Annotated in this window: 17 protein-coding genes; 10 read left to right on the forward strand and 7 right to left on the reverse strand. The window is 64.9% G+C overall.

The window, feature by feature from the left end; all coding sequences use genetic code 11:
• Window positions 1–3: 3 nt before the first annotated feature.
• The gene (locus Y88_RS14375; RefSeq protein ID WP_008070536.1) at window positions 4–711 is read right to left on the reverse strand and encodes a UTRA domain-containing protein; all 708 of its coding nucleotides are present in this window, start codon (window positions 709–711) and stop codon (window positions 4–6) included.
• Window positions 712–867: 156 nt separating this feature from the next.
• Here Y88_RS14375 and Y88_RS14380 point away from each other — a divergent pair, with 156 nt between their 5' ends.
• Window positions 868–1,824 (forward strand): LysR substrate-binding domain-containing protein, encoded by a 957-nt coding sequence (locus Y88_RS14380; RefSeq protein ID WP_169333630.1) that lies wholly within the window; start codon window positions 868–870, stop codon window positions 1,822–1,824.
• Between the two features lie 19 nt (window positions 1,825–1,843).
• Here Y88_RS14380 and Y88_RS14385 read toward each other — a convergent pair whose 3' ends face one another.
• Together Y88_RS14385 and Y88_RS14390 are read right to left on the reverse strand one after the other, a co-directional pair.
• A complete protein-coding gene (locus Y88_RS14385; protein WP_018075822.1) occupies window positions 1,844–3,130 on the reverse strand; it encodes an amidohydrolase family protein in 1,287 nt (428 codons plus the stop codon).
• A gap of 44 nt (window positions 3,131–3,174) precedes the next feature.
• Window positions 3,175–4,566, reverse strand: coding sequence for a purine-cytosine permease family protein (locus tag Y88_RS14390; protein WP_008070539.1), 1,392 nt, complete (start codon window positions 4,564–4,566; stop codon window positions 3,175–3,177).
• 139 nt (window positions 4,567–4,705) lie between these two features.
• On the opposite strand from Y88_RS14390, the gene hisC reads away from it, so the two are divergent.
• Together hisC and Y88_RS14400 are read left to right on the forward strand one after the other, a co-directional pair.
• A complete protein-coding gene (hisC, locus tag Y88_RS14395) occupies window positions 4,706–5,812 on the forward strand; it encodes a histidinol-phosphate transaminase (protein ID WP_008070540.1) in 1,107 nt (368 codons plus the stop codon).
• On the forward strand, window positions 5,809–6,984 hold the full coding sequence (locus Y88_RS14400; protein WP_232281097.1) for an alpha-hydroxy acid oxidase: 1,176 nt from the start codon (window positions 5,809–5,811) through the stop codon (window positions 6,982–6,984). The genes hisC and Y88_RS14400 overlap by 4 nt, the downstream gene beginning before the upstream one ends.
• Here the strand turns inward: Y88_RS14400 and Y88_RS14405 are convergent.
• Entirely contained in the window at window positions 6,974–8,110 is a 1,137-nt protein-coding gene (locus Y88_RS14405) for an acyl-CoA dehydrogenase family protein (protein ID WP_008070544.1), read from the reverse strand. The two genes, Y88_RS14400 and Y88_RS14405, sit on opposite strands and share 11 nt — an antisense overlap.
• A 2-nt stretch (window positions 8,111–8,112) precedes the next feature.
• Window positions 8,113–9,315, reverse strand: a complete 1,203-nt coding sequence (locus tag Y88_RS14410) for a CaiB/BaiF CoA transferase family protein (RefSeq protein ID WP_008070546.1) — start codon at window positions 9,313–9,315, stop codon at window positions 8,113–8,115.
• A 94-nt stretch (window positions 9,316–9,409) separates the two neighbouring features.
• Between Y88_RS14410 and Y88_RS14415 the strand changes: the two genes are divergently transcribed.
• Window positions 9,410–10,312: a LysR substrate-binding domain-containing protein gene (locus tag Y88_RS14415; RefSeq protein WP_008070548.1), complete on the forward strand. Its 903-nt coding sequence runs from the start codon at window positions 9,410–9,412 to the stop codon at window positions 10,310–10,312.
• Here the strand turns inward: Y88_RS14415 and Y88_RS14420 are convergent.
• On the reverse strand, window positions 10,309–10,998 hold the full coding sequence (locus tag Y88_RS14420; RefSeq protein WP_018075821.1) for a TetR/AcrR family transcriptional regulator: 690 nt from the start codon (window positions 10,996–10,998) through the stop codon (window positions 10,309–10,311). The two genes, Y88_RS14415 and Y88_RS14420, sit on opposite strands and share 4 nt — an antisense overlap.
• Window positions 10,999–11,061: 63 nt before the next feature.
• Between Y88_RS14420 and Y88_RS14425 the strand changes: the two genes are divergently transcribed.
• On the forward strand, window positions 11,062–13,101 hold the full coding sequence (locus Y88_RS14425) for an NADH:flavin oxidoreductase (RefSeq protein ID WP_008070559.1): 2,040 nt from the start codon (window positions 11,062–11,064) through the stop codon (window positions 13,099–13,101).
• 66 nt (window positions 13,102–13,167) lie between these two features.
• On the opposite strand, the gene Y88_RS14430 is transcribed toward Y88_RS14425, so the two are convergent.
• Window positions 13,168–14,076, reverse strand: a complete 909-nt coding sequence (locus Y88_RS14430; protein ID WP_008070561.1) for a LysR substrate-binding domain-containing protein — start codon at window positions 14,074–14,076, stop codon at window positions 13,168–13,170.
• Window positions 14,077–14,234: 158 nt separating this feature from the next.
• Between Y88_RS14430 and Y88_RS14435 the strand changes: the two genes are divergently transcribed.
• From Y88_RS14435 to Y88_RS14455, 5 genes are all read left to right on the forward strand, one after another.
• The gene (locus Y88_RS14435; RefSeq protein WP_008070562.1) at window positions 14,235–15,485 is read left to right on the forward strand and encodes an aromatic ring-hydroxylating oxygenase subunit alpha; all 1,251 of its coding nucleotides are present in this window, start codon (window positions 14,235–14,237) and stop codon (window positions 15,483–15,485) included.
• Window positions 15,485–16,555: a hybrid-cluster NAD(P)-dependent oxidoreductase gene (locus Y88_RS14440; RefSeq protein WP_008070564.1), complete on the forward strand. Its 1,071-nt coding sequence runs from the start codon at window positions 15,485–15,487 to the stop codon at window positions 16,553–16,555. The genes Y88_RS14435 and Y88_RS14440 overlap by 1 nt, the downstream gene beginning before the upstream one ends.
• A gap of 64 nt (window positions 16,556–16,619) precedes the next feature.
• Entirely contained in the window at window positions 16,620–17,963 is a 1,344-nt protein-coding gene (locus Y88_RS14445; protein WP_008070566.1) for a peptide MFS transporter, read from the forward strand.
• A 20-nt stretch (window positions 17,964–17,983) separates the two neighbouring features.
• On the forward strand, window positions 17,984–18,574 hold the full coding sequence (locus Y88_RS14450) for a hypothetical protein (RefSeq protein ID WP_008070568.1): 591 nt from the start codon (window positions 17,984–17,986) through the stop codon (window positions 18,572–18,574).
• A 25-nt stretch (window positions 18,575–18,599) separates the two neighbouring features.
• Window positions 18,600–20,645: a CocE/NonD family hydrolase gene (locus Y88_RS14455; protein WP_008070570.1), complete on the forward strand. Its 2,046-nt coding sequence runs from the start codon at window positions 18,600–18,602 to the stop codon at window positions 20,643–20,645.
• Window positions 20,646–20,649: the final 4 nt, after the last annotated feature.

The raw sequence follows: 20,649 nt of genomic DNA on the forward strand, positions 1-20,649 counted from the left end.
TTCCTAGCTCTGGCTGCCGAAGCGGGCGATCAGTTCATAATGTCCGGCAAGGAACAGTTGCCGGACCAGCGTGATCCCCTCGTCCCCCCGCCATGTGCGACGCGTCAGCAGGAGACAGGCCTCGCCCGGCTCGACGCCGAGCAGACCGGCCGCATCACCCGGCGCCTTGATCGCGCCGATGCGGTTTTCCCCTTCGGTCCAGGGAATGTGGTGCAAGAGCCAACTTCCCGGCGGATCGATCGTGAAATCGATGTCGGCGATTTCGGGAACCGCGCTCAGGCTGACGAGGCGCTCTTCCCAGGCAAAGGGGACGCCGTCGGCAAAGTGCAGCCCGCAGATTTCGAGCAATTGCCCTTCGGCCCCCAATTGCGCAGCGCGGGTATCGGTGGCGGCGTCGAGCACCCGGCGGCTTTCCATCCGCCAGCCATAGACCTGTCCGCGCGCCGCGATTTCCTCGCGCAAGTCGGGGATCGCCAGTTCCATCGATTGCGCGCGCGGACGCGCCACGAACGATCCGGCCCGCTTGCGCCGTTCCAGCAATCCCGCCGTGGCGAGCGCCGACAAGGCCTTGTTCACCGTCATCCGCGCACAGCCGTATTCGGTCATGAGCACTTGTTCGGATGGTATTCGCTCGCCCGGGGCAAGGGCCCCCGACAGGATCGCGGTCTCGATTTCGGCACGGATACGTTCGTGCAGGGCGGCGGGTTTCATTTCGAATGTCCGGCTCGGGTTTCACCTTTTCGCATTGCAGTCCCCCATGCGATCGGGCCCCCATGCGATCGGGTATTGTTCGTCCGTTACCATGTCCTGCTTCGCACGCCAGACGTAATCGGTCACAGGCAAGTCGCGAAAAAGGGCCTCGACCGGGTGCCTATTTTCCGGTGTCCTGCCGTTCCCCCCAATCCCCACCCGAAAGGCATTCCCCTGGCAAGGCTCCCTCCGCTCAAGGCGTTGCAGGCATTCGAGGCGCTTGGCCGACTGGGCAGCGCGGTCGCCGCGGCGCGCGAACTGGGCGTCACCCCCGGCGCGATCAGCCAGCAGATCAGGCGGCTGGAAGAAAGCACCGGCATCGCACTCACCGTGCGGCAGGGAACCGGCCTTGGCCTGACCCATGCGGGCCGCGCCTATCACGGTGAAATCGCCGAAGGCTTTGTACGACTTCACAATGCGCAGGCCCTGCTCGACCGCACGCAGGAACGCGATGTCCTGATCGTCAGCAGCCTGCCTTCGCTGGTTCAGCGGTGGATCGGGCCGCGCCTGTTCGAATGGGCCGACCGCGACAAGGGGCGGCTGCATCTGGTGAGCGCGGACGCGGAACCCGATCTTGCGCAAGGGGAAGCCGATTTCCGCGTGACCTATGGCCAGCAGGTTCACGCCCACGCGCAATGGCGCGAACTCTTCACCGATCGCGTGGTTCCCGCCTGTTCGCCGCAACTGGCCGCGACTTTGCCTTCGATGCCAAGTCCGGCGGACATTCTCGCCCTGCCCCTGCTCGGTATCGAATGGCAAAGTTCGCACGGCAGCGCGCCGGGCTGGGCCGACTGGGCAGCCTCGCTCGGCCACAGCCTCCGCCATCCGGTCAGCGTGACGTTCTCGCAATCAAGTGCCGCCATCGGCGCTGCGATCGACGGGCACGGGGTCGTGCTGGTACAGGAGGCGATGATGGGCGACGATCTTGCCAAGGGACGGCTGGTCATTGCCCATGACCACCGCCTCTCCCTCCCCCAGCCCTATTACCTTGCCTGGCCCGCGGGAATGGGGCGCGATCCCTTTGCCAGTGCGTTTCGCCGCTGGCTGATCGGCATTGCCCCGCGCCGGGGATGATCCCGGCGCGGGGAAGCCCTCATTTGTCGCGCATGACCTTGCCGCCCTTCATGACGAAGGCGACGCGGTGCATGACCGAAATGTCGGCCAGCGGATTGCCGGGAACCGCGACGATGTCGGCATAGCGTCCGCTGCGCAGCGAACCGATGTCCTCGCTCGCGCCGAGAAGGTCGGCGGCCCGGCTTGTTGCGGCAAGGATGGCATCGCCCGCAGGCAGACCATTGGCGACCATCAGGTCGAATTCCATCGCATGATCGCCTTCGCCAAGGTCAGTGCCGAACGCGATCTTGACCCCGGCCTTCACGGCATTGGGGAAATGCTGCTTGGGAAAGAGGTCGTTCGCCAATTCCTTTTGCGCGGTGCCGATCATCAGCTTTTCCGGGTGATCGCGCGCGGCGGCGTAATAGACGTCGAACACGCTGAGCGTCGGAACGAGGTAAGTCCCGTGAGCCTTCATCGCCTGATAGGCTTCGGCATCGGCGAACGATCCATGCTCGACCGAATCGACGCCCGCATTGACCGCAGCGCGAATGGCAACCGCAGGATAAAGGTGCGCCGCAACCTTGAGCCCGAGACCATGGGCGGTGCGCACCGCCTCGAGGATCTCGGCATCGGTCATCGTCTGCGCGTGGGGATTGTCGCCGGTCGAGGCGATCCCGCCCGACGGCATCAGCTTGATGACATTGGCCCCACGCCGGTAATGCTCACGCACGCGCAGCCGCGCCTGATCGGGGGAATCGACCAGTCCCTTGCCCCATTCGGGATCGGACAGGGCCTTGTCCATGCCGGTCGCCTGATCCCCATGGCCACCGGTGGGCCCGAGCGGTTCGAGCGCGGTCCACATGCGCGGCCCTTCGATCAGGCCCGCGTCGATGGCGTGGCGCACCGCGACAGTGTCGTCCCCGCCGCCCAGATCGCGCGCAGCGGTGAAGCCCTGCTCCAGCATGGCCCGCGCGAACGAGGCATCGATGAACGCGCGATCCATCTCGTTGTGGGTGACCATCGCCTCGACGGCGTTCTCGCCCCCGGGCAAAGGCTGTCCCAGATGGACGTGACAGTCGATCAGGCCCGGCAGGACCGTCGCGTCCCGCAATTCGATAACGCTCACCCCTGCCGGAGTCTGGTATCCGGCCTCGACCGAAACGATGCGATCGCCGCGGATCAGGATCGTGCTCGGCCCCTGCAGCGTCGCGGTGACCCCGTCGATCAGATGCCCGGCATGGATGACGATGTCCTGTGCCTGCGCCGTCCCCGACGCGAGAAGCAGAGCCGAAATCAAGGCAAGCCTTCGGGAAACACGCGCCATTGCGTCACCTTTCAGATGGGAAAAACGGGAAGGGAAACAAGCGGTCACTCGGCCGCAATGACCTTTGCCGAAGCATCCCCGGCCAGCCGTGACCATACGTAATAAAGCACCCCGGAAACAAAGATGCCGACCAGCCACGAGGCATCGACCCCGTCGAGCTGCGCCACCAGCGGCCCGGTATAGAGCTTGGTCTTGAGGAACGGCACCTGCACCGCAATGCCGATCGCAAAACAGGTCAGCGCCGGACGGTTGTAACGGCCATAGACCCCGCCGTCGGGAGCGAAGAACGAGGCGACGTCATAGTCGCCGTGCCGCAACAGGTAATAGTCGACCAGGTTGATGGCGGTCCAGGGCGCCATGATGCACAAGAGGATCGAGAGGAAGCTCTCGAACGAGGCGAGGAAATCCTTGGACGCAAGAAGCGCCGTCAGCATCGCCAGCAGGTTGAGCACGAAACCCAGGAAAACGCGCGTGCCCGCCTGCGGACGCCAGCGTGCCACCATGGTCTGGCCGATGGTGATGGTGGTCAGAACGCCGCAATAGATGTTCATCGCGCTCGCCGAGCTGATCCCCAGCGAAAAGGCGATGACGATGTACCAGCTGATCGGCCCGAGCAGGTGCGTCAGGCCGACGACGACATCTTCCGAACCGATAATCGCGCCGAGCATCGCGCCCAGCACCATCGGCAGGATCGACCCCAGCACACAGCCCAGATAGCTGGCCCAGAAGGCCGCGCGCGAACCGCTGCCCACCGGCAGATACCGCGAATAGTCCGAGACATAAGGCGCATAGGCAATCTGCCACACCGCGCAGATCGAAATGGTGGCAAGGAACGCGGCCGTCGTGATCTCGCCCCGGGCCCAGAGCGCAGGCGTGTTTTCCGCCCCGCCCAGGATCCACACGAAACAGATGATCAGGGCCGTGCCGGAAACCATGGTCATCCACTGCCCGCACTTGTGCAGCAGGTCATGGCCGAACCCGGCGCCGATCGTGCTCAACAAGGCGATCAGGGCGATCGCCGCCGGTTCCCCGATCGCCGGGGCAACGCTGTGCAAGGATTGCGCGCCGACCACGAAATTCGATGCGACGAAACCGACATAGACGACCATCATGGCGACCAGCGTAAAGACCGCCCCGACCGAGCCGAACTGCCCCCGGCTCTGCACCATCTGCGGCACGCCCAGTTGCGGCCCTTGGGCCGAATGGAGCGCCATGAACACCCCACCGACCAGATTGCCGAGAACCAGAGCGAAAATCGCGGTCATCAACGGCAGCTTGAGCAAGGCCGTGGTCAGCGCACCCGTCACCACGGTCAGGACATGCATGTTGATGCCGAACCACAACGTGAAAAGATCGCGGGCGCGGCCATGCCGCTGGTCTGCGGGAATGGGGAAAATCGTGTGATGTTCGATCCGGCCCGATTGCGTCGGCGACATGGAATTTCCCCGATTTATCTGTCGTTGCGCAGGCTGCCACCCTTGCTGGGCAGCGCCTCAATAATGTCTATACAAAACCAGACCCCCTGTTTAGTCAAGTGCCACACCCTCAAAAGGATGGCGGCGAAAGGTGACAGGAATGACGGATCTGGTGCGGGCCGAAGTTTGCCGTATCGCGCCCTACAATGCAGGGCTGACGATTGCCGAAGTGCGCGAAAAATACAACGTCGCCACGATCACCAAGCTCGGCTCGAACGAGAATCCCATCGGCCCTTCACCGCATGTGACACAGGCTCTCCGCGATACCGGGGCGCTTTGCGCGCTTTACCCCGATCCGGCCGGGCGGTCGCTGCGCGCCGCCCTTGCGCACAAGCTGGGAGTAGAGGCCGAACGGGTGATTCTGGGCAACGGATCGGAAGACCTGCTTTCGGTGGTTTCCCGCACGGTCCTGCGCCCCGGCGACAAGGTAGTGACCCCCTACCCCTCGTTCCCCCTTCACGAGGACTATGCGACCCTGATGGGGGCAAAAGTCGTGCGCGTTCCGGTAACGTCCGACTTTGCCATGGATATCGACCGGATGCTCGTTGCCGCGCAAGGCGCGCGAATGCTGGTTCTTTCCAATCCGATGAACCCGGTCGGGACATGGATCGACAACGGCGCGCTCGCGCGGCTGGTCGCGGGCCTTCCCGAGACTTGCCTGCTCGTACTCGACGAGGCTTATTTCGAATATGCGCGAGGGGGCGGCTATGCCGACGGGCTCGACGTCCTGCGCGGCATGGACCGTCCGTGGATCGTCCTCCGCACTTTTTCCAAGGCCTATGGTCTCGCGGGCCTGCGGGTCGGCTATGGCGTTACCGGCGACTTGCGCCTGCACGACATGATGGACCGCGTGCGCACGCCGTTCAACGTCAATGCCGCCGCGCAGACCGCTGCGCTCGCCGCATGGGCGGACGAGGATCATCTGGCCCGCGTGGTCGAACTGGCGACGACCGAGCGGGCCCGCATGGCCGACCTGCTGCGCGCCAAAGGCTATGCCTATGCGCCCTCGCGCGGCAATTTCCTGTTCGTCGATTGCGGCACATCGTCTATCGCCTTGGCCGAAACGCTGCTGCGCCAAGGGGTTATCGTCAAGCCGTGGAAACAGCCCGGCTATGATCGCTTCATCCGCATCAGCGTGGGCAACAGCGAAGACACGCTACGGCTGGGCGACGCCCTGCCCGCGCACGAGGCAGCAGGACAGGCATGACGTTTCCATCGCCCCGATCCCCCCGGACATGCCATTCGGTCGAGGATTTGCGCCTTGCCGCGCAAGGGCGCCTGCCCCGGTTGCTGTTCGACTATGTCGACGGCGGTGCGCATTCGGAAACGACCATGCGCGCCAATGCCGGGGATTTCGCGCAATGGCGGCTGATGCCGCGCATCCTGCGCAATGTGCAGCATATCGATCTTTCCACCCGCTTCATGGGCGCACGCCATCGCCTGCCGTTCTGGTTCGCGCCGGTCGGCTATCTCGGCCTGTTGTCTCCGCGCGGCGACATCGCCGCCGGACGCGTTGCGTGCGAGGCCGGGACCGTCATGGGCATCTCGACCTTTTCCATCGCCCCGCTCGAAGAGATCGCGGGCGCAGCGGGACAGTCGGCCTGCCAGCTTTACATGGTGCGCGACCGGGCAATCACCCGCGACATTCTCGACCGGGCGAAATCCGCCGGGATTTCCGACCTGATCCTGACCGTCGACACGCCCGTCACGCCGTTGCGCCCGCGTGACGCGCGCAACGGCTTTCGCGCGGTCACCCGCTTTGGCGCCCGTCATGTGCTCGACATGGTGCGCCATCCCCGCTGGCTTGCCGACATGGCCCGCAACGGGCCGGTCGAAGCGGGCAACATCGCCCGTTATGACCTGGGCAAAGGCATTCTCGAACAATCGGCGCGATTGGGTCGGGAAATCGATCCGCGTCTCGTCTGGGACGATCTCGACTGGCTGCGCGGAGTCTGGTCGGGGCGGATTTACGTCAAGGGCGTACTGCATCCGGGCGATGCCCGCGCCTGTCGCGACCATGGTGCGGACGGCGTGATCGTCTCCAATCACGGCGGCCGCCAGCTCGATTTCGCTCCCTCGGCGATCAGCTGCCTGCCCGTCGTGCGCGAGGCTGTCGGCCCGGATTGCGAAGTCCTCTTCGACAGTGGCGTCCGCCGGGGCACCGACGTGGTCATGGCTCTGGCTCTCGGAGCCGATGCCGTCGCGCTTGGCCGCGCCTGTGCCTATGGCCTCGGCGCCTTTGGCGAAGCGGGCGTCGCCCGTGCCGTCGATCTCCTGCGTGAAGACATCGCCTCCACACTCGCCCTCATGGGCCTTGCCTCGATCGACGAGCTCAAGGCCCAGCCACGGGACGAGATCATCGCCCGGATCACTCCATAAGCAGATCGCGGGCAATGATGTTGCGCTGAACTTCCGATGATCCCTCGTAGATGCGCATGATGCGCAAGTCGCGGACATAGCGTTCAAGCGGCAGATCACGGATATAGCCATAGCCGCCGTGGATCTGCAGCGCAGCATCGGCGACTTTGCCTGCGGTTTCCGAGGCAAAGAGCTTGGCCATCGCGGATTGCCGCGTGAACCTCTCGCCCGCAGCACGTTTGGCCGCCGCATCGCGAGTGAGCAGCCGTGCCGCCTGCAACTGGGTCGCCATATCGGCCAGCATCCACTGAATGCCCTGATAATCGCCCAGAAGCTGTCCACCGATCTTGCGCTGACGCACCCAGTCCCTTGCCGCGTCGAGCGCCGCTCCGGCAAGGCCGAGGCACATCGCCGCCACTTCGATGCGCCCGTTGTCGAGCACTTTCATCGCGGTGCGAAAGCCGCTGCCTTCCGCCCCGACGCGATTGCCCGCCGGGACAAGGCAGTCGAACGCGAGTTCGAAGACGTGACCGCCGCGCAGACCCATGGTCTTTTCCGGCGCGCCGACGACAAGACCCGGCGTATCGCGATCGACGACAAAGGCGCTGATCCCGCGATGGGCCGCCTCTGGGTCGGTCACTGCAAACACGACGATGAAATCGGCATGGCCGCCGTTGGAAATGAAATGCTTGGTTCCGGTCAGGCGATAACCGCCTTCTACAGGCACCGCGCGGCACCCCATGTCGGCCGGATTGGACCCCGCGCGCGGTTCGGTCAGGGCAAAGGCGCCCAGCGTCCGCCCCGCCGCCGCATCGGGCAGATAGCGCCCGCGCAAGTCATCACCACCACCCAGAAGAATGGCATCGGTCGCGAGGAAATGCGCCGTCAGGGCCGAAACCGTCGATCCGCAAGCCGCCGCAATCGCCGTCACGCAATCGGCAAGGGCCAGCGCGGAAAGCCCCGGACCGCCCCACCGTTCGGGCAGGTTCATGCCCATCAGGCCCATCTCGGCCAGAAGGCGCAGCTGATCATGCGGAAAGGCGGCATTTTCGTCGGTCGCCGAAGCCGAAGGAGCCAGTTCCTCGCGCGCCAGTCGCTCGACGGCGGCAATCGCGGCTTCGTCCGCCGCAGACAGGGAATGGGCCATGCTCAAAGCTCCTTTGCCATCAAAGTGCCGCTCGCGACGAGATCGGCGATTGCTGCGGGGTTCATGCCCAGCCAGTCGCGGCAGACCGCGCTGCCATGTTCGCCAAGCCCCGGTGCCGGAGCCTGTTGCCCGCGTGCGAGCCCCCCGAAATGCACCGGCTGTTCCAGCGTCTGGATCGCACCCAGTTGCGGATGCTGCACCGTCGGCAGCAATCCGCGTGCCGCGACCTGTTCGCCTTCGAACACGGCGACCGGCTCGGCAATCGCGGAGGCAGGCACTCCGGCCTGTTCCAGCACGGCAACGGCCTCGGCCACGTCGTGCCCGCCAAGCCAGCTTTCGATCGCAGCGCGCAGGGCCGGTTCATTTTCGGTGCGCAAGGCGTCCGAAGCAAAGCGCGGATCATCGGCAAGCGCCGGCATTCCCATGCATTGCGCCAGCCGCGCAAATTGCCCGGCATTGAGCACGCAGATCACCACATGCCCGTCGCGCGCCCGAAACGTGCCGAACGGGGTCGACAGCGGATGGCGATTGCCCACGCGCCCCGGCACCGTGCCGGTCATCCATTGCGCAATCGCAGTCGGCAGTAGCGCGATCAGGGAATCGACCATGGCAATGTCGAGCCGCCGACCGCCCCCGGTGCGCTCCCGCTCGACGAGAGCCGCCATGATCGACCATGACGCGAACAGTCCGGCGGCAAGGTCGCCGATGGATTCGCCCACTTTCATCGGCGGTCCGTCGGCGTCTCCGGTCAGGGCCATGATGCCCGACATCGCCTGTGCCACGATGTCGAACGCCGGGAGAGCAGCCTGCGGCCCTTCCTGTCCGAACCCGGAAATCGCCGCATGGATCAGGCGGGGATTGGCTTCCTGCAAGGCTTGCGCACCAAGGCCGAGCCGATCGGCGACACCGGGACGGAAATTCTCGACGACGACGTCGGCTTGCGCGGCGAGACGCCGGGCCAGATCTTGTGCCTCTGGGCGCTTGAGGTCGAGCACCAGCGACCGCTTGTTGCGGTTGACCAGTTGGAACAGCGCACTTTCCCCGTCGAGAAACGGGCCGACATGGCGATAATCGTCGCCGTGCGGCGCTTCGACCTTGACCACGTCGGCGCCCAGATCGCCCAGCAGCGCCGTGCAGTAAGGGCCCGACAGGACCCGTGTGAAATCCAGAATCCTGATCCCCGCAAGGGGCCCTTCCCCGCGCATGGCCTGCGCCTCCTATGCCTGATGCCGTGGCGACAGGAAGTAGGGCGCGCGCGCCTATAGAAAAAATATTCAATTCACATTATCACAATAGGCTGTGACTATAGCCGTTTCCACCCGCCACATCCGCGTCTTTCTCGCGGTCGCCGCTCACGGCAGCACGGCTGCGGCCGCGCGGGCGCTGGCGCTCTCGCAACCGTCGGTCTCGGTGGCCTTGCGCGAACTCGAAACACTGCTGGGTCAACCGTTGTTCCTGCGCCAGTCGGCACGCGGCCTTGCCCCGACAGCTTTCGGCTTGCGCAAACTGGGCGAGGCGCGCGAGATCGCAGCCCGTCTTGCAACCTTTGCGCGCACCGAAGCGGCTGACGAGGGCCCAGCCGGAGAAGTCACCTTCGGGTATTTCTCAACCCTCGGGCCGCTCTATGTCCCGCAGATCCTGCGCCGGATGGCCGACCGCCATCCCCAGATCCATGTGACCTTGCGCGAAGGGGATCTGTCCGACCTCAATCGCCTGATCGAAACCGGCACGATCGAACTGGCGCTTTCCTATGCCGTGTCCCCCTCCCCCCATGCCGCGACCGAGACGCTGGCGGAACTCGAACCCCATGCCGTGCTCCCCGCCGGGCATCGGCTGGCCGCATTACCGTCCGTGCCGGTCGCCTTGCTGGCGCAGGAACCCTTCATCCTGATCGACTTGCCGCAGAGCCGCGAATTCCTGCTCTCGGTCTTCCGCGCCGAAGGACGCGAAGCCCGCATCGCCTATCGCACGCCCTCGATCGACATGGCACTCGGCATGGTCGCGGCAGGGCTTGGCGTATCGGTGCTGGTGACGCGACAGACCGCCAGCCACGCCTGCGAGGACGCCGCGATCCGCCGCCTCCCCTTGCGCGACAACCGCGTGCGTCAGGGCGTGGTCCTCGCCCGCCCGGCGCAACACCAACTGACGGGTCCGGCACGCGCCCTTGCCACCTGCATCCGCGAAGTGGTCGCGGAGGCCTAAATCTCCGGCTTGTAGCGGTGGCGGCCGTAGAAGCGGTCCAGTTCCCGCTTTTCCGCGACGCGCCCAGTGAAGATTTCGACGTAAGTCGGAATGCGCTTCATGCGCACGTCGAGCGTTTCCTCGGTCTGCATGGTGATATAGCCGATCTGGGTCAGGTAGATCGTGCGGGCGCGCACATCGGCCTCGACCGGCGCATAGCCGAACCGGGTAAGCATCGCGGTGATCGCTTCCAGTCGCTGGTTGTCGGCCGCCTTGATCTCGGCGGCGACCGCGTCGCTTTGCAAGGCCCAGCTGCGCACGGCGAACTCGAACTTGGTGTCGAACAGGCGGGGATCGAGCCAGCAGTCGAAAAGATTCAGAACCCCCTCGCCCGCGCTTTCGGCATAGGCCTCCATCTGCCTGCAAACGGCGCCGGTATTGCGGTCGCGCCAGCGTTCGATCAGCGCGTCGAGCAATTCCTCGCGATCGGCGAAGAACCAGTAGAAACTCGTCCGGGAAAGATTGAGCCGCTTGGACAGCGGCAGAATCATGACCGAGGCAACCCCTTGCTGCAAAAGCATTTCGCATGCAGCATCAAGCCACAGGTCGCGCGACCCCCGGCTCGCGTCGGGAAGTGATTTCGCCCCGGAAGGACGTGCAGCGCCCGCGCGTTTCACCGGCGCGCCGCCCTTTGAATGTTCATTCATGACCACTGCCTTGACACATGTGAACAGATATGATGTGCATTCGGAAACTCACAAAGGCATGCCATGTCGCTCGACCCCCTACTCCAGCCCTATTCGATCAAACACCTCACCTTGCGCAACCGGATAATTACCACTGCGCACGAGCCGGCCTATTCCGACGATGGGCTGCCCACCGACCGGTACCGGGCCTATCACGTCGAACGCGCGAAAGCGGGCATTGCGCTGACCATGACGGCTGGCTCGGCCTCGACTTCGCTCGACAGTCCGCCGGTGTTCAGCAATCTGCTGATGTGGAAGGATGAGATCGTGCCCTGGCTCGCGGCGATGGCCGACGAAGTGCACGATGCAGGCGCGGCGATCATGATCCAGCTGTCGCATCTGGGACGCCGCACGCGGTGGGACAAGGCCGACTGGCTGCCCGTGGTGACTTCGTCGCTGCAACGTGAACCGGCCCACCGCGCATTCCCCAAGCGGATTGAGGACTGGGACATGGACCGCATCGTCGCGGACTATGTCGCGGCTGCCGAACGCGTGAAGGCCGCCGGGCTCGACGGGATCGAGTTCGAGGCTTACGGCCACCTGCTCGACCAGTTCTGGTCGCCGCTTACCAACGACCTGCCCGAACCTTGGGGCGGCAGCCTTGAAAACCGGATGCGTTTCCCGCTGACCGTGATCGAGGCCGTCCGCAAGGCCGTCGGCCCCGAGATGCTGCTCGGCGTCCGCTTCTCTGCCGAGGAAACAGTCGAAGGCGGCTATGGCGAAGCCCAGGGAATCGAGATCGCCAAGCGGCTCGAAGCCTCCGGCCTCGTCGATTTCCTCAATGTCGTGCGCGGCCATATCGCCCATGACGCAGGCCTCACCGACCTCATCCCCATTCAGGGGATGGCGAGCGCGCCCCATCTCGACAGCGCCCGACGGGTGCGCGAGGCGACCGGGCTGCCGGTGTTCCATGCCGCCAAGATCCAGGACGTTGCGACCGCACGCTATGCTGTCGAAAGCGGCGCGGTCGACATGATCGGCATGACCCGTGCGCACATGGCCGACCCGCATATCGTCCGCAAGATCGTCTCGGGCAGCGAACACACCATCCGCCCCTGCGTCGGCGCGAACTATTGCCTCGACCGCATCTATCAGGGTGGCGCGGCATTCTGCATCCACAACCCGGCGACAGGTCGCGAACTGACCATGCCGCACGACATCCCGCCCGCCGCGACCAAGCGCAAGGTGGTGATCGTCGGCGCAGGCCCCGCCGGTCTCGAAGCCGCACGCGTCGCTTCGGCGCGCGGGCACGACACACTGGTGATCGAGGCGGCCAACAATGCCGGTGGACAGGTGCGCCTGACCGCCCAAAGCCCCCGCCGCCGCGAGATGATGCAGATCATCGACTGGCGCCTCGAACGCTGCCTCGAACAGGGCGTGCGCTTTTCCTTCAACACCTGGGCCGACGAGGACACCATCCTTGCCGAAGCGGCCGACGTGGTGATCGTGGCGACGGGCGGCCTTGCCGACGGGGTCCCGCTCGAAAACGGCGCGGATCTGGTCGTCACGGCATGGGACCTGATTTCCGGCGACGTGAAGCCGGGCGCCGAAGTGCTCGTCTATGACGACGCGGGCGACCATGCCGGGCTTCAGGCCGCCGAAGTTGCCGTCGCAGCAGGCTCGCGGGTCGAAATCATGACCCCGGACCGCGCCTTTGCCCCCGAAGTCATGGCGATGAACCTCGTTCCCTACATGCGCTCGCTGCAAAAGGGGAAGACGACTTTCACCGTCACTTACTCGCTCAAGAGCGTCGAGCGCGAAGGCAATCGTCTGAAAGCGGTGATCGGCAGCGATTACGGCGACTTGCGTCAGGAACGCCTGTTCGACCAGATCGTCGTCAATCACGGCACGCTGCCGCTCGACGACCTCTATTTCGCGCTCAAGCCGTTGTCGTCCAATCTCGGCGCGGTGGACTACCCCGCCCTGATCGCGGGCAAGCCGCAGGGTGAAGGCCATCGCAATCCCGAGGGCCGCTTCGAACTCTATCGCATCGGCGACGCGGTTGCGGCGCGCAATACCCACGCGGCGATCTATGACGCGCTGCGCCTGGTGAAAGATCTCTGAGAGTCTGATTCAAAATCCGCCGGGTGGGGGAGAGGGCCGGGGCCGCTCATTGGAAACCCGAGGAACTCAGCCCTCCGCCTTGAGTTCCTCGGCCAGCCAGCGCGCCACTTGCTCGCCTACCGGGGTGGAGCGGCGGCGTGCCGGCACCAGCACGGTGTACATGCCTTCGGGCAGGACTTCGCGCGATCCCAGCCGGACCAGGCTGCCGTCCCGGATATAGCGTTCGCACAAGGCGCTCCAGCCGAGCGCGACTCCCTGCCCCGCCCGGGCCGCCTCGACCGCGTCGGTGTAATGGTTGAAACGCATGGCCGGGGATACGCTCGTTTTGGGCAGGCCAACGCGGGTCAGCCACGTCTGCCACGAATACCACTGCCGATCGGACACGTCGTTTTCGATGAGGTCGGCGGCCCGCTCGATGAAAGCGTCACCATCCCCCGCCCGCGCGGCAAAGGTCGGGGAGCAGACCGGAAACAGCACGTCCGTCCGCGTTCCCATCAGGCGCCCGTCGTCAAAGGGCGGCACTCCGAAACGCACCAGCACATCGACTTCCCCGCTCTCCAGACCGATCCGGCTGTCGCGCGAGACCAGCCGCACCTGCACGTCGGGAAAGGCATCGCGAAACGCGCGCAAGCGCGGCATCAGCCACAGGGTCGAAAAGGCAAGCGTGGTGCCGATCGTCACCACTTGCGAAATGGCCCTCGCCCGCGCCTGCTCAACCGACTGGCGAATGCCAGAAAAACTGGTGGCAAGCGAAGTCGCGAGTTCGAGACAATTGTCGGTCGGCACGATCGCACGGTGCCGCCGTTGGAACAGCAAGGTGCCAAGATCGGCTTCGAGTGCGGCGATCTGGCGGCTGACTGCGGCCTGCGTCACGCCCAGTTCCTGCGCCGCAAGCGTGATCGAGCGATGGCGCGCCGCCGCCTCGAGCGCGACCAGCGCATTGAGCGAGGGGATCGCTTTACGAAAACTGGCCAATGTCCTGCCTTTCGACCCATCGCCGCGCGCTTGTGCGCACTGCTGTACAGGCAGGCACTTTCGCATTACTTTTTCTCAATCGAAAGATGAATCTTTGTGCCGTTGAAGCCCTTTCGATCATCACCGACAGTCACCGAAATTGCCCCAGAGGAGCGAACATGACCCGCCCCGATCCCAGCATTTCCGACCTTGTCGCCGACCGTCGTCCCGGCCACTCCCTGCCCGCCGGGCTCTATACCCGCGCCGATGTGTTCGATGCGGACATGGAGATCTTCTTCCGTAATCACTGGATCGCCGTCGGCCTCGAATGCGACGTTCCCGAGCCGGGCGATGCCTATGTCCTCGACATCGGCAAAAGCAGCCTGATCCTGCTGCGCGACGACGAAGGCGAAATCCGCGTCCTGCACAACGTCTGCCGCCATCGCGGTGCGCGGGTGCTCAATGCGGGCAACTCCATCGTCTCGAAACTGGTCTGCCCCTATCACCAGTGGACATACGAACTGTCGGGCGAACTGATGCATGCGCCCCACATGGGCCAGGGTTTCGACAAGAGCTGCCGTTCGCTCAAGCCGGTGAAATTCGTTTCGGTCGGCGGCCTCGTCTATGCCTGTCTGTCGGACAATCCGCCCGAGGACATCGACCGGCTCATCGAAACGATGGAACCGCGTCTGGCGCCCTATGACATTCGCAATGCGAAAGTCGCCTACCAGTGCGACGTGATCGAAAACGGCAACTGGAAGCTGACGATCGAAAACAACCGTGAATGCTATCACTGCCTCGGCAACCATCCCGAACTGTGCCTGTCGTTCATCGATCTCGATTTCGGATATGATCCGGCCGCGCTGAGCCAAGCCGATCGCGAACGCGCCGATGCACACGAGGCGCGCTTTGCCGAAGTGACGATGGCGTGGGAAGCGGCCGGTTATCCCTCTGCCGCTGTCCTTCCCCGCGTCGAAGGCGACACCAATTTCCGCACCCAGCGCCTGCTCATGAACGGCGCAGGGGAAAGCCAGTCGCCCGACACGCGTGCCGCCTGCAAGAAACTGCTCGGCACGATGACCGACAAGATGCTGGGCGACGTGCATCTGTGGGGGCACAACACCTGGAACCACTTCATGGCCGACCATGCGGTGATCGCGACGGTCATCCCGCTCGGCCCCGACCGCACGCTCGTGCGCACCAAGTGGCTGGTTCACAAGGACGCGGTCGAAGGCGTCGACTATGACGTCCAGCACCTGACCAGCGTGTGGGTCGCCACCACGGATCAGGACGCCGAACTGGTCGAACGCTCGCACGCCGGGGTCAGCGACCCGGCCTATGAGCCTGGCCCCTATTCGGAATTTGCCGAAACCGAACTCGAAAGCTTTGCCGGTTGGTACGTGCGCCAGATGCGCGTCAACGGGTACTGATGAGCGTGCTTGCGCTCGGTTGCGAAGCCGGTACGCGTTTCTGGGATCGCGAAACCGACGGCGAACTGGTGTGCATCGGCGTTCACGCCGAAACGCACGACATTTCAACGTTCACGTTTGCGGGAAGCGAAGGCCAGTCCTTCGCTTTCCAGCCCGGACAGTACTTCACATTCGAAGTGCCTTTGGACGAGAGCGTCGAACAGCGTTGCTATTCGATCTCGTCCTCGCCGATGCGGCCGCGCACGATCGCCGTCACGGTCAAGCGCGTTGCCGACGGGCGCGTGTCCAACTGGTTTCACGATCACCTCAAACCCGGTGACCGGCTGCGCGCCATGGGGCCGCTCGGCGTATTCACGCCTCCGGCGGACTATCGCGGCAAGCTGCTGTTGCTGGCGGGGGGATCGGGCATCACGCCGATGATGGCGATTGCCCGCGCCCATGCCGATGCATGCCGGATGCCTGACACTGTGCTGATCGAGGCGGCCCGCACGCCTGCCGACCTGGCCTTTGCCGACGATCTTCTGGCGATGAGCAAGGGAGCAGGACCGTTCCGCCCCGTCCTGCTCCCCGAAACGGTTCCAATGGGACAGGCGTGGCAGGGACTTGTCGGGCGCATTTCGGCACCCTTGCTCCAGGCTGCGGTTCCCGACCTTGCCGAGCGACTGGTCATGGTCTGCGGCCCAGCGCCGTTCATGGCCGCCGCGCGCGAGATCTGTGCGACACTCGGCCTTCCCGCCGACCGCTACATGGAGGAAAGCTTCGACGCCGCAGGCGATCTGCCTGACGCACCAGAACCGGAAGGCGCCGCGCAGTTCAGCGTGACGTTCAGCCGTCAGGGCAAGACCATTGCCGTTGGCGCAGGCCAGCCGATCCTCTCTGCCGCCCGCGCACAGGGGGTGGTCCTGCCCTCTTCCTGTGCGACGGGCCTGTGCGGTACGTGCAAGTCGAAGCTGGTGAGCGGCAAAGTCGAGATGAAGCACAACGGCGGCATCCGCCAGCGCGAGATCGATGCCGGGATGATCCTGCCCTGCTGCGCCACGCCGCTGGGCGATCTCGTCATCGAACGCTGATAAAAAAGAACGATATTCGGGGAATGCAATGCCGGTGCCAGAGGGTGAGACGATAGAGGGGCCAGTGCGCCCGCGCGAATTTTTCGGCCATCCGGCTGGGCTGTCGGTCCTGTTCGCGGTGGAATTGTGGGAGCGTTTTTCCTTTTACGGAATGCGCGCGCTGCTGATCATCTATCTCACCACCGTGGCCCTTGCCCAACGCCCGCAGGACATGCTCGGCTTTGGATTGACCGCGCAAGTGCTCGGCTTCGACGCGGCCCATGCCACGTCCGCGCAATGGCAGGCGCTCGCCTCGCATCTCTATGGGCTTTACAGCGGTTTTGTCTATTTCACCCCGCTTATCGGCGGGTGGCTCGCCGACCGCTGGTTCGGCAAGAAGAAAGTCATCGTCGCGGGCGGCCTGCTGATCGCGGCTGGCCACATCATCCTGACTTCACATCGCTATTTCCTGCTCGCGCTCTTGCTGGTGATCGTCGGCACGGGCGGCGTCAAAGGCAATATCGGAGCGCAAGTCGGCGACCTCTATGCGCCTGAGGACAAGCGGCGCGAACGCGGTTTCTCGCTGTTCTATGTCGGTATCAACATCGGCGCGACCGCAGCCCCGCTGCTCTGCGCATGGCTCGCCGATCGCTGGGGCTGGGCCCCCGCGTTCGAGGCGACATCGGTCGGCATGGTGCTTGGCCTTGGCATTTACATGGCCGGTGCGCGCTGGCTGCCCGACCGGCCGCAACGCTCGCAAAGCATCGCGACCGCGCGCCCCGAAACCGCTGTGGGTAACGGCGGACACTCCACCGGCGGACATTGGGGTGTGCTCGCGATCCTGACCGTCGCGTCGGTATTCCTGTGGATCAGCTACGAACAACAGGCCAACAGCCTGATGCGCTGGATCGTCGCGGCCCCCGACGACATCATGATGAGCTGGGTTCAGGCCATTCCGCCCGCCGTCGTCCTGCTCGGCACACCAATCCTGACGCGGTGGTGGTCGGCGCAGGCGAAACTCGGACGCGAACCCGATCCGGTGCGCAAACTGCTGATCGGGGCGACCATCGTCCTTCTCGCCCAATTGCTGCTGCCCGTGCTCGCGCTCGTGTCGGGCTCGTCGGGCCCCTCGATCGCACCGCTGCTCATTTATTTCTTCCTGTGGGAACTGGGCGATCTCTTTTTCAGCCCGGCGGCGATGGGCCTCTATTCGCGGCTTGCTCCCGAAGGCCACGACGCGGTGACCATGGCGATCTGGTATCTGACCGTCTTTGCCGGAAACATCGCCAGCGGCTGGATCGGGGGCCTGTGGGGCACACTGTCCCCGCTTGCCTACTGGGTACTGATCGCGGCGCTGACGGGCGTTTGCGTGACCATCATCCTGACCGGGCGCACCACCATGCGCCGGACCATCGGCGCTGCGGCATGACGCCCCCGGAGAAGCATTCCATGACCGTTTTCCGCCGTACCACCGCCGTTGCGGCCCTTCTCCTTCTTGGCGCCCTTCCCGCGCGTGCAGAGACCACCGCGCTTCCTTCGACCCTCGCCGACAGCGCGTCCGCGATGATCGATCCCAAGGCGCCCTGCGCGGGCCCCGACTATCGCCAGCTCGATTTCTGGATCGGCGACTGGCGCGTTCTCGACGGCAAGAGCGGCAAGACGGTCGCCCACGATCGCATCCGCGCCATCCACGGTCATTGCGTGATCCGCGAGGACTTGCGCTTCACCGGCGCACTCTATCGCCGCCCCGGCACCCCGTTCGCGCTCGCCGGGCTCTCCATCAACCGTTTCGATGGGCAGCAATGGCTGCAGATGTGGGCCGACAACCAGTGGGGTGCGATCCTGTTCAAGGGCGCACGCCGCGCCGATGGCGCATTCCAGTTCGATACCGTCATCCCCTCGCGCGGTCGGGACGTCCGGCTCGTCTGGCATACCGAACCCGACGGCCTGCGCATGGAACAATATGGCGCAAAGGCAGGCTCGGGCGTCTGGGAACGCTACGAGGATCTCGTCTATCGCCGCGAACGCCCGCACCGCTGATCCCCCCGAACATCAAGGTTCCCTCATGAGCACGCCCGCGAAGAGCCCCACCCCGAAGAATATCATCGTCGAAGAGCATATCTGGATCACGTTGAAGGACGGATGTCGCCTCGCCGCGCGGCTGTGGCTGCCCGAAGATGCCCTCGACAATCCGGTCCCGGCCATTCTCGAATATATCCCCTATCGCAAGCGGGACGGGACGCGCGGCCGGGACGAACCGATGCACGGCTATTACGCACAGAACGGCTATGCCGCCGTGCGCGTGGACATGCGCGGGTCGGGGGAATCGGACGGTCACATGGCCGACGAATACCTGCCGCTCGAACAGGACGATGCCCTCGAAGTCATCGCCTGGATCGCACAACAGCCGTGGTGCGACGGGGCCGTGGGCATGCAGGGCAAGTCGTGGAGCGGATTCAACGCGCTTCAGGTTGCCGCCCGCCGCCCTCCTGCGTTGAAAGCGATCATCACCACGTTCTCGACCGACAACCGCTTTACCGACGACATCCACTACATGGGCGGATGCCTGCTCAACGACAACTTGTGGTGGGGCTCGATCATGCTCGCGTTTCAGGCGCGACCGCTCGACCCGGCCATCGTCGGCGACAGCTGGCGTGCCGCTTGGCTGGAACGCATCGAAAAGATGCCGTTCTTCCCCGCGCTCTGGCTCGCGCACCAGCGTTACGACGCCTATTGGCAGCACGGTTCGGTCAGCACCGACTATGACGCCATCGTATGCCCGGTCCTGACCATCGGCGGCTGGGCCGACAGCTATACCAATTCGGTGCCCCGTCTTCTGGCCGGGCTCAATGTGCCCTGCCGCGGGATCATCGGCCCCTGGGGTCACATCTATCCCCACGACGGCGTTCCGGGCCCCGCGATCGGCTATCTGCAGGAAGCCGTGCGCTGGTGGGACCACTGGCTGAAAGGCCGCGACACCGGTGTGATGGACGATCCGCAGCTGCGCGCCTATGTCGAGGACCCGGTCGCACCCGAAGGCACCCGGACCGAAATGCCCGGCCGCTGGGTGGGGCTGGCGCAATGGCCCTCGCCCGAACTAACCCCGCTCGTGCTGCACACCGGCGCTGACGGTTCGCTGGGCGAAAACGCAGGAGACAAAAACGCGGGCAAGCAAGGCCTGCTCACGATCCGCTCTCCTGAAAGCCATGGCCGCGCGGGCGGCGAATGGATGGGTGCCGGCTGTCCGGGCGAGCATCCCACCGACCAGCGGCTCGACGATGGCGGCGCGCTCGTGTTCGAAACGGCCCCGCTCGAAACCGAAATCTCCACTTTGGGCGCGCCGCGCCTTTCGCTCGAAATTGCCGCAGACGCCCCGGTCGCCCATGTCGTCGCGCGGCTCAGCGATGTCGCGCCCGACGGCCGCGTCACGCGGGTTTCCTATCAGGTGTTCAACCTGACGCATCGCGACAGCCATACCAACCCTGCCCCGCTCGAACCGGGGCAATTCTATCTCGTCGATTTCGACCTCAATGCCTGCGGCCACCGCTTCCTGCCGGGGCACCGCATTCGCCTTGCCGTCGCCAGCACGTACTGGCCGATGATCTGGCCGACGCCGACTCATGTCGAACTCAGCCTCCGGGCCGAGGCTTGCAGCCTGACTTTGCCGCGTCTACCCGACCATCCGACGACCGTCACCATGTTGCCGCCCGCGCACGGCCCGATGACCCCGATGACCCGCATCGAGGAAGGCACCATTCGCCGTTACAGCCAGCAGGATCACGTCACCGGCGAGCACACGTATGTCACCGATGCCGTCGGCGGGGTTTTCGGCGAAGGCGTCATCCGCTTTGACGAGATCGGGACCGAGATCGCCCACAGCCTGCGCCGCGAACTCACCATTCGCGACGACGATCCGCTGTCGGCGCGTTATGTCCTCGACCAGACATTTGCCATGGGTCGGGACGGCTGGCGCACGCGCAGCGAAATCCGCACCGCCATGCACAGCGATGCCACCCATTTCCACCTTTCCGGCGATCTCGCCGTATTCGAGGATGACGAATGCGTGGCAAAGCGCGAATGGCGTGAATCCATTCCCCGCGATCTGATGTAGGACC

Origin of the sequence: Novosphingobium nitrogenifigens DSM 19370 (assembly GCF_000192575.1) — a bacterium.
Lineage (GTDB): Bacteria > Pseudomonadota > Alphaproteobacteria > Sphingomonadales > Sphingomonadaceae > Novosphingobium > Novosphingobium nitrogenifigens.

What these genes read in the sequence shown, in the direction of transcription:
- Y88_RS14410 (WP_008070546.1), bottom strand. Translation starts at nt 9,315, where the DNA reads ATGCGCGGGGAAGGGCCCCTTGCGGGGATCAGGATTCTGGATTTCACA.
- Y88_RS14405 (WP_008070544.1), bottom strand. Translation starts at nt 8,110, where the DNA reads ATGGCCCATTCCCTGTCTGCGGCGGACGAAGCCGCGATTGCCGCCGTC.
- Y88_RS14385 (WP_018075822.1), bottom strand. Translation starts at nt 3,130, where the DNA reads ATGGCGCGTGTTTCCCGAAGGCTTGCCTTGATTTCGGCTCTGCTTCTC.
- Y88_RS14375 (WP_008070536.1), bottom strand. Translation starts at nt 711, where the DNA reads ATGAAACCCGCCGCCCTGCACGAACGTATCCGTGCCGAAATCGAGACC.
- hisC (WP_008070540.1), top strand. Translation starts at nt 4,706, where the DNA reads ATGACGGATCTGGTGCGGGCCGAAGTTTGCCGTATCGCGCCCTACAAT.
- Y88_RS14450 (WP_008070568.1), top strand. Translation starts at nt 17,984, where the DNA reads ATGACCGTTTTCCGCCGTACCACCGCCGTTGCGGCCCTTCTCCTTCTT.
- Y88_RS14400 (WP_232281097.1), top strand. Translation starts at nt 5,809, where the DNA reads ATGACGTTTCCATCGCCCCGATCCCCCCGGACATGCCATTCGGTCGAG.
- Y88_RS14425 (WP_008070559.1), top strand. Translation starts at nt 11,062, where the DNA reads ATGTCGCTCGACCCCCTACTCCAGCCCTATTCGATCAAACACCTCACC.
- Y88_RS14440 (WP_008070564.1), top strand. Translation starts at nt 15,485, where the DNA reads ATGAGCGTGCTTGCGCTCGGTTGCGAAGCCGGTACGCGTTTCTGGGAT.
- Y88_RS14390 (WP_008070539.1), bottom strand. Translation starts at nt 4,566, where the DNA reads ATGTCGCCGACGCAATCGGGCCGGATCGAACATCACACGATTTTCCCC.
- Y88_RS14435 (WP_008070562.1), top strand. Translation starts at nt 14,235, where the DNA reads ATGACCCGCCCCGATCCCAGCATTTCCGACCTTGTCGCCGACCGTCGT.
- Y88_RS14420 (WP_018075821.1), bottom strand. Translation starts at nt 10,998, where the DNA reads ATGAATGAACATTCAAAGGGCGGCGCGCCGGTGAAACGCGCGGGCGCT.
- Y88_RS14455 (WP_008070570.1), top strand. Translation starts at nt 18,600, where the DNA reads ATGAGCACGCCCGCGAAGAGCCCCACCCCGAAGAATATCATCGTCGAA.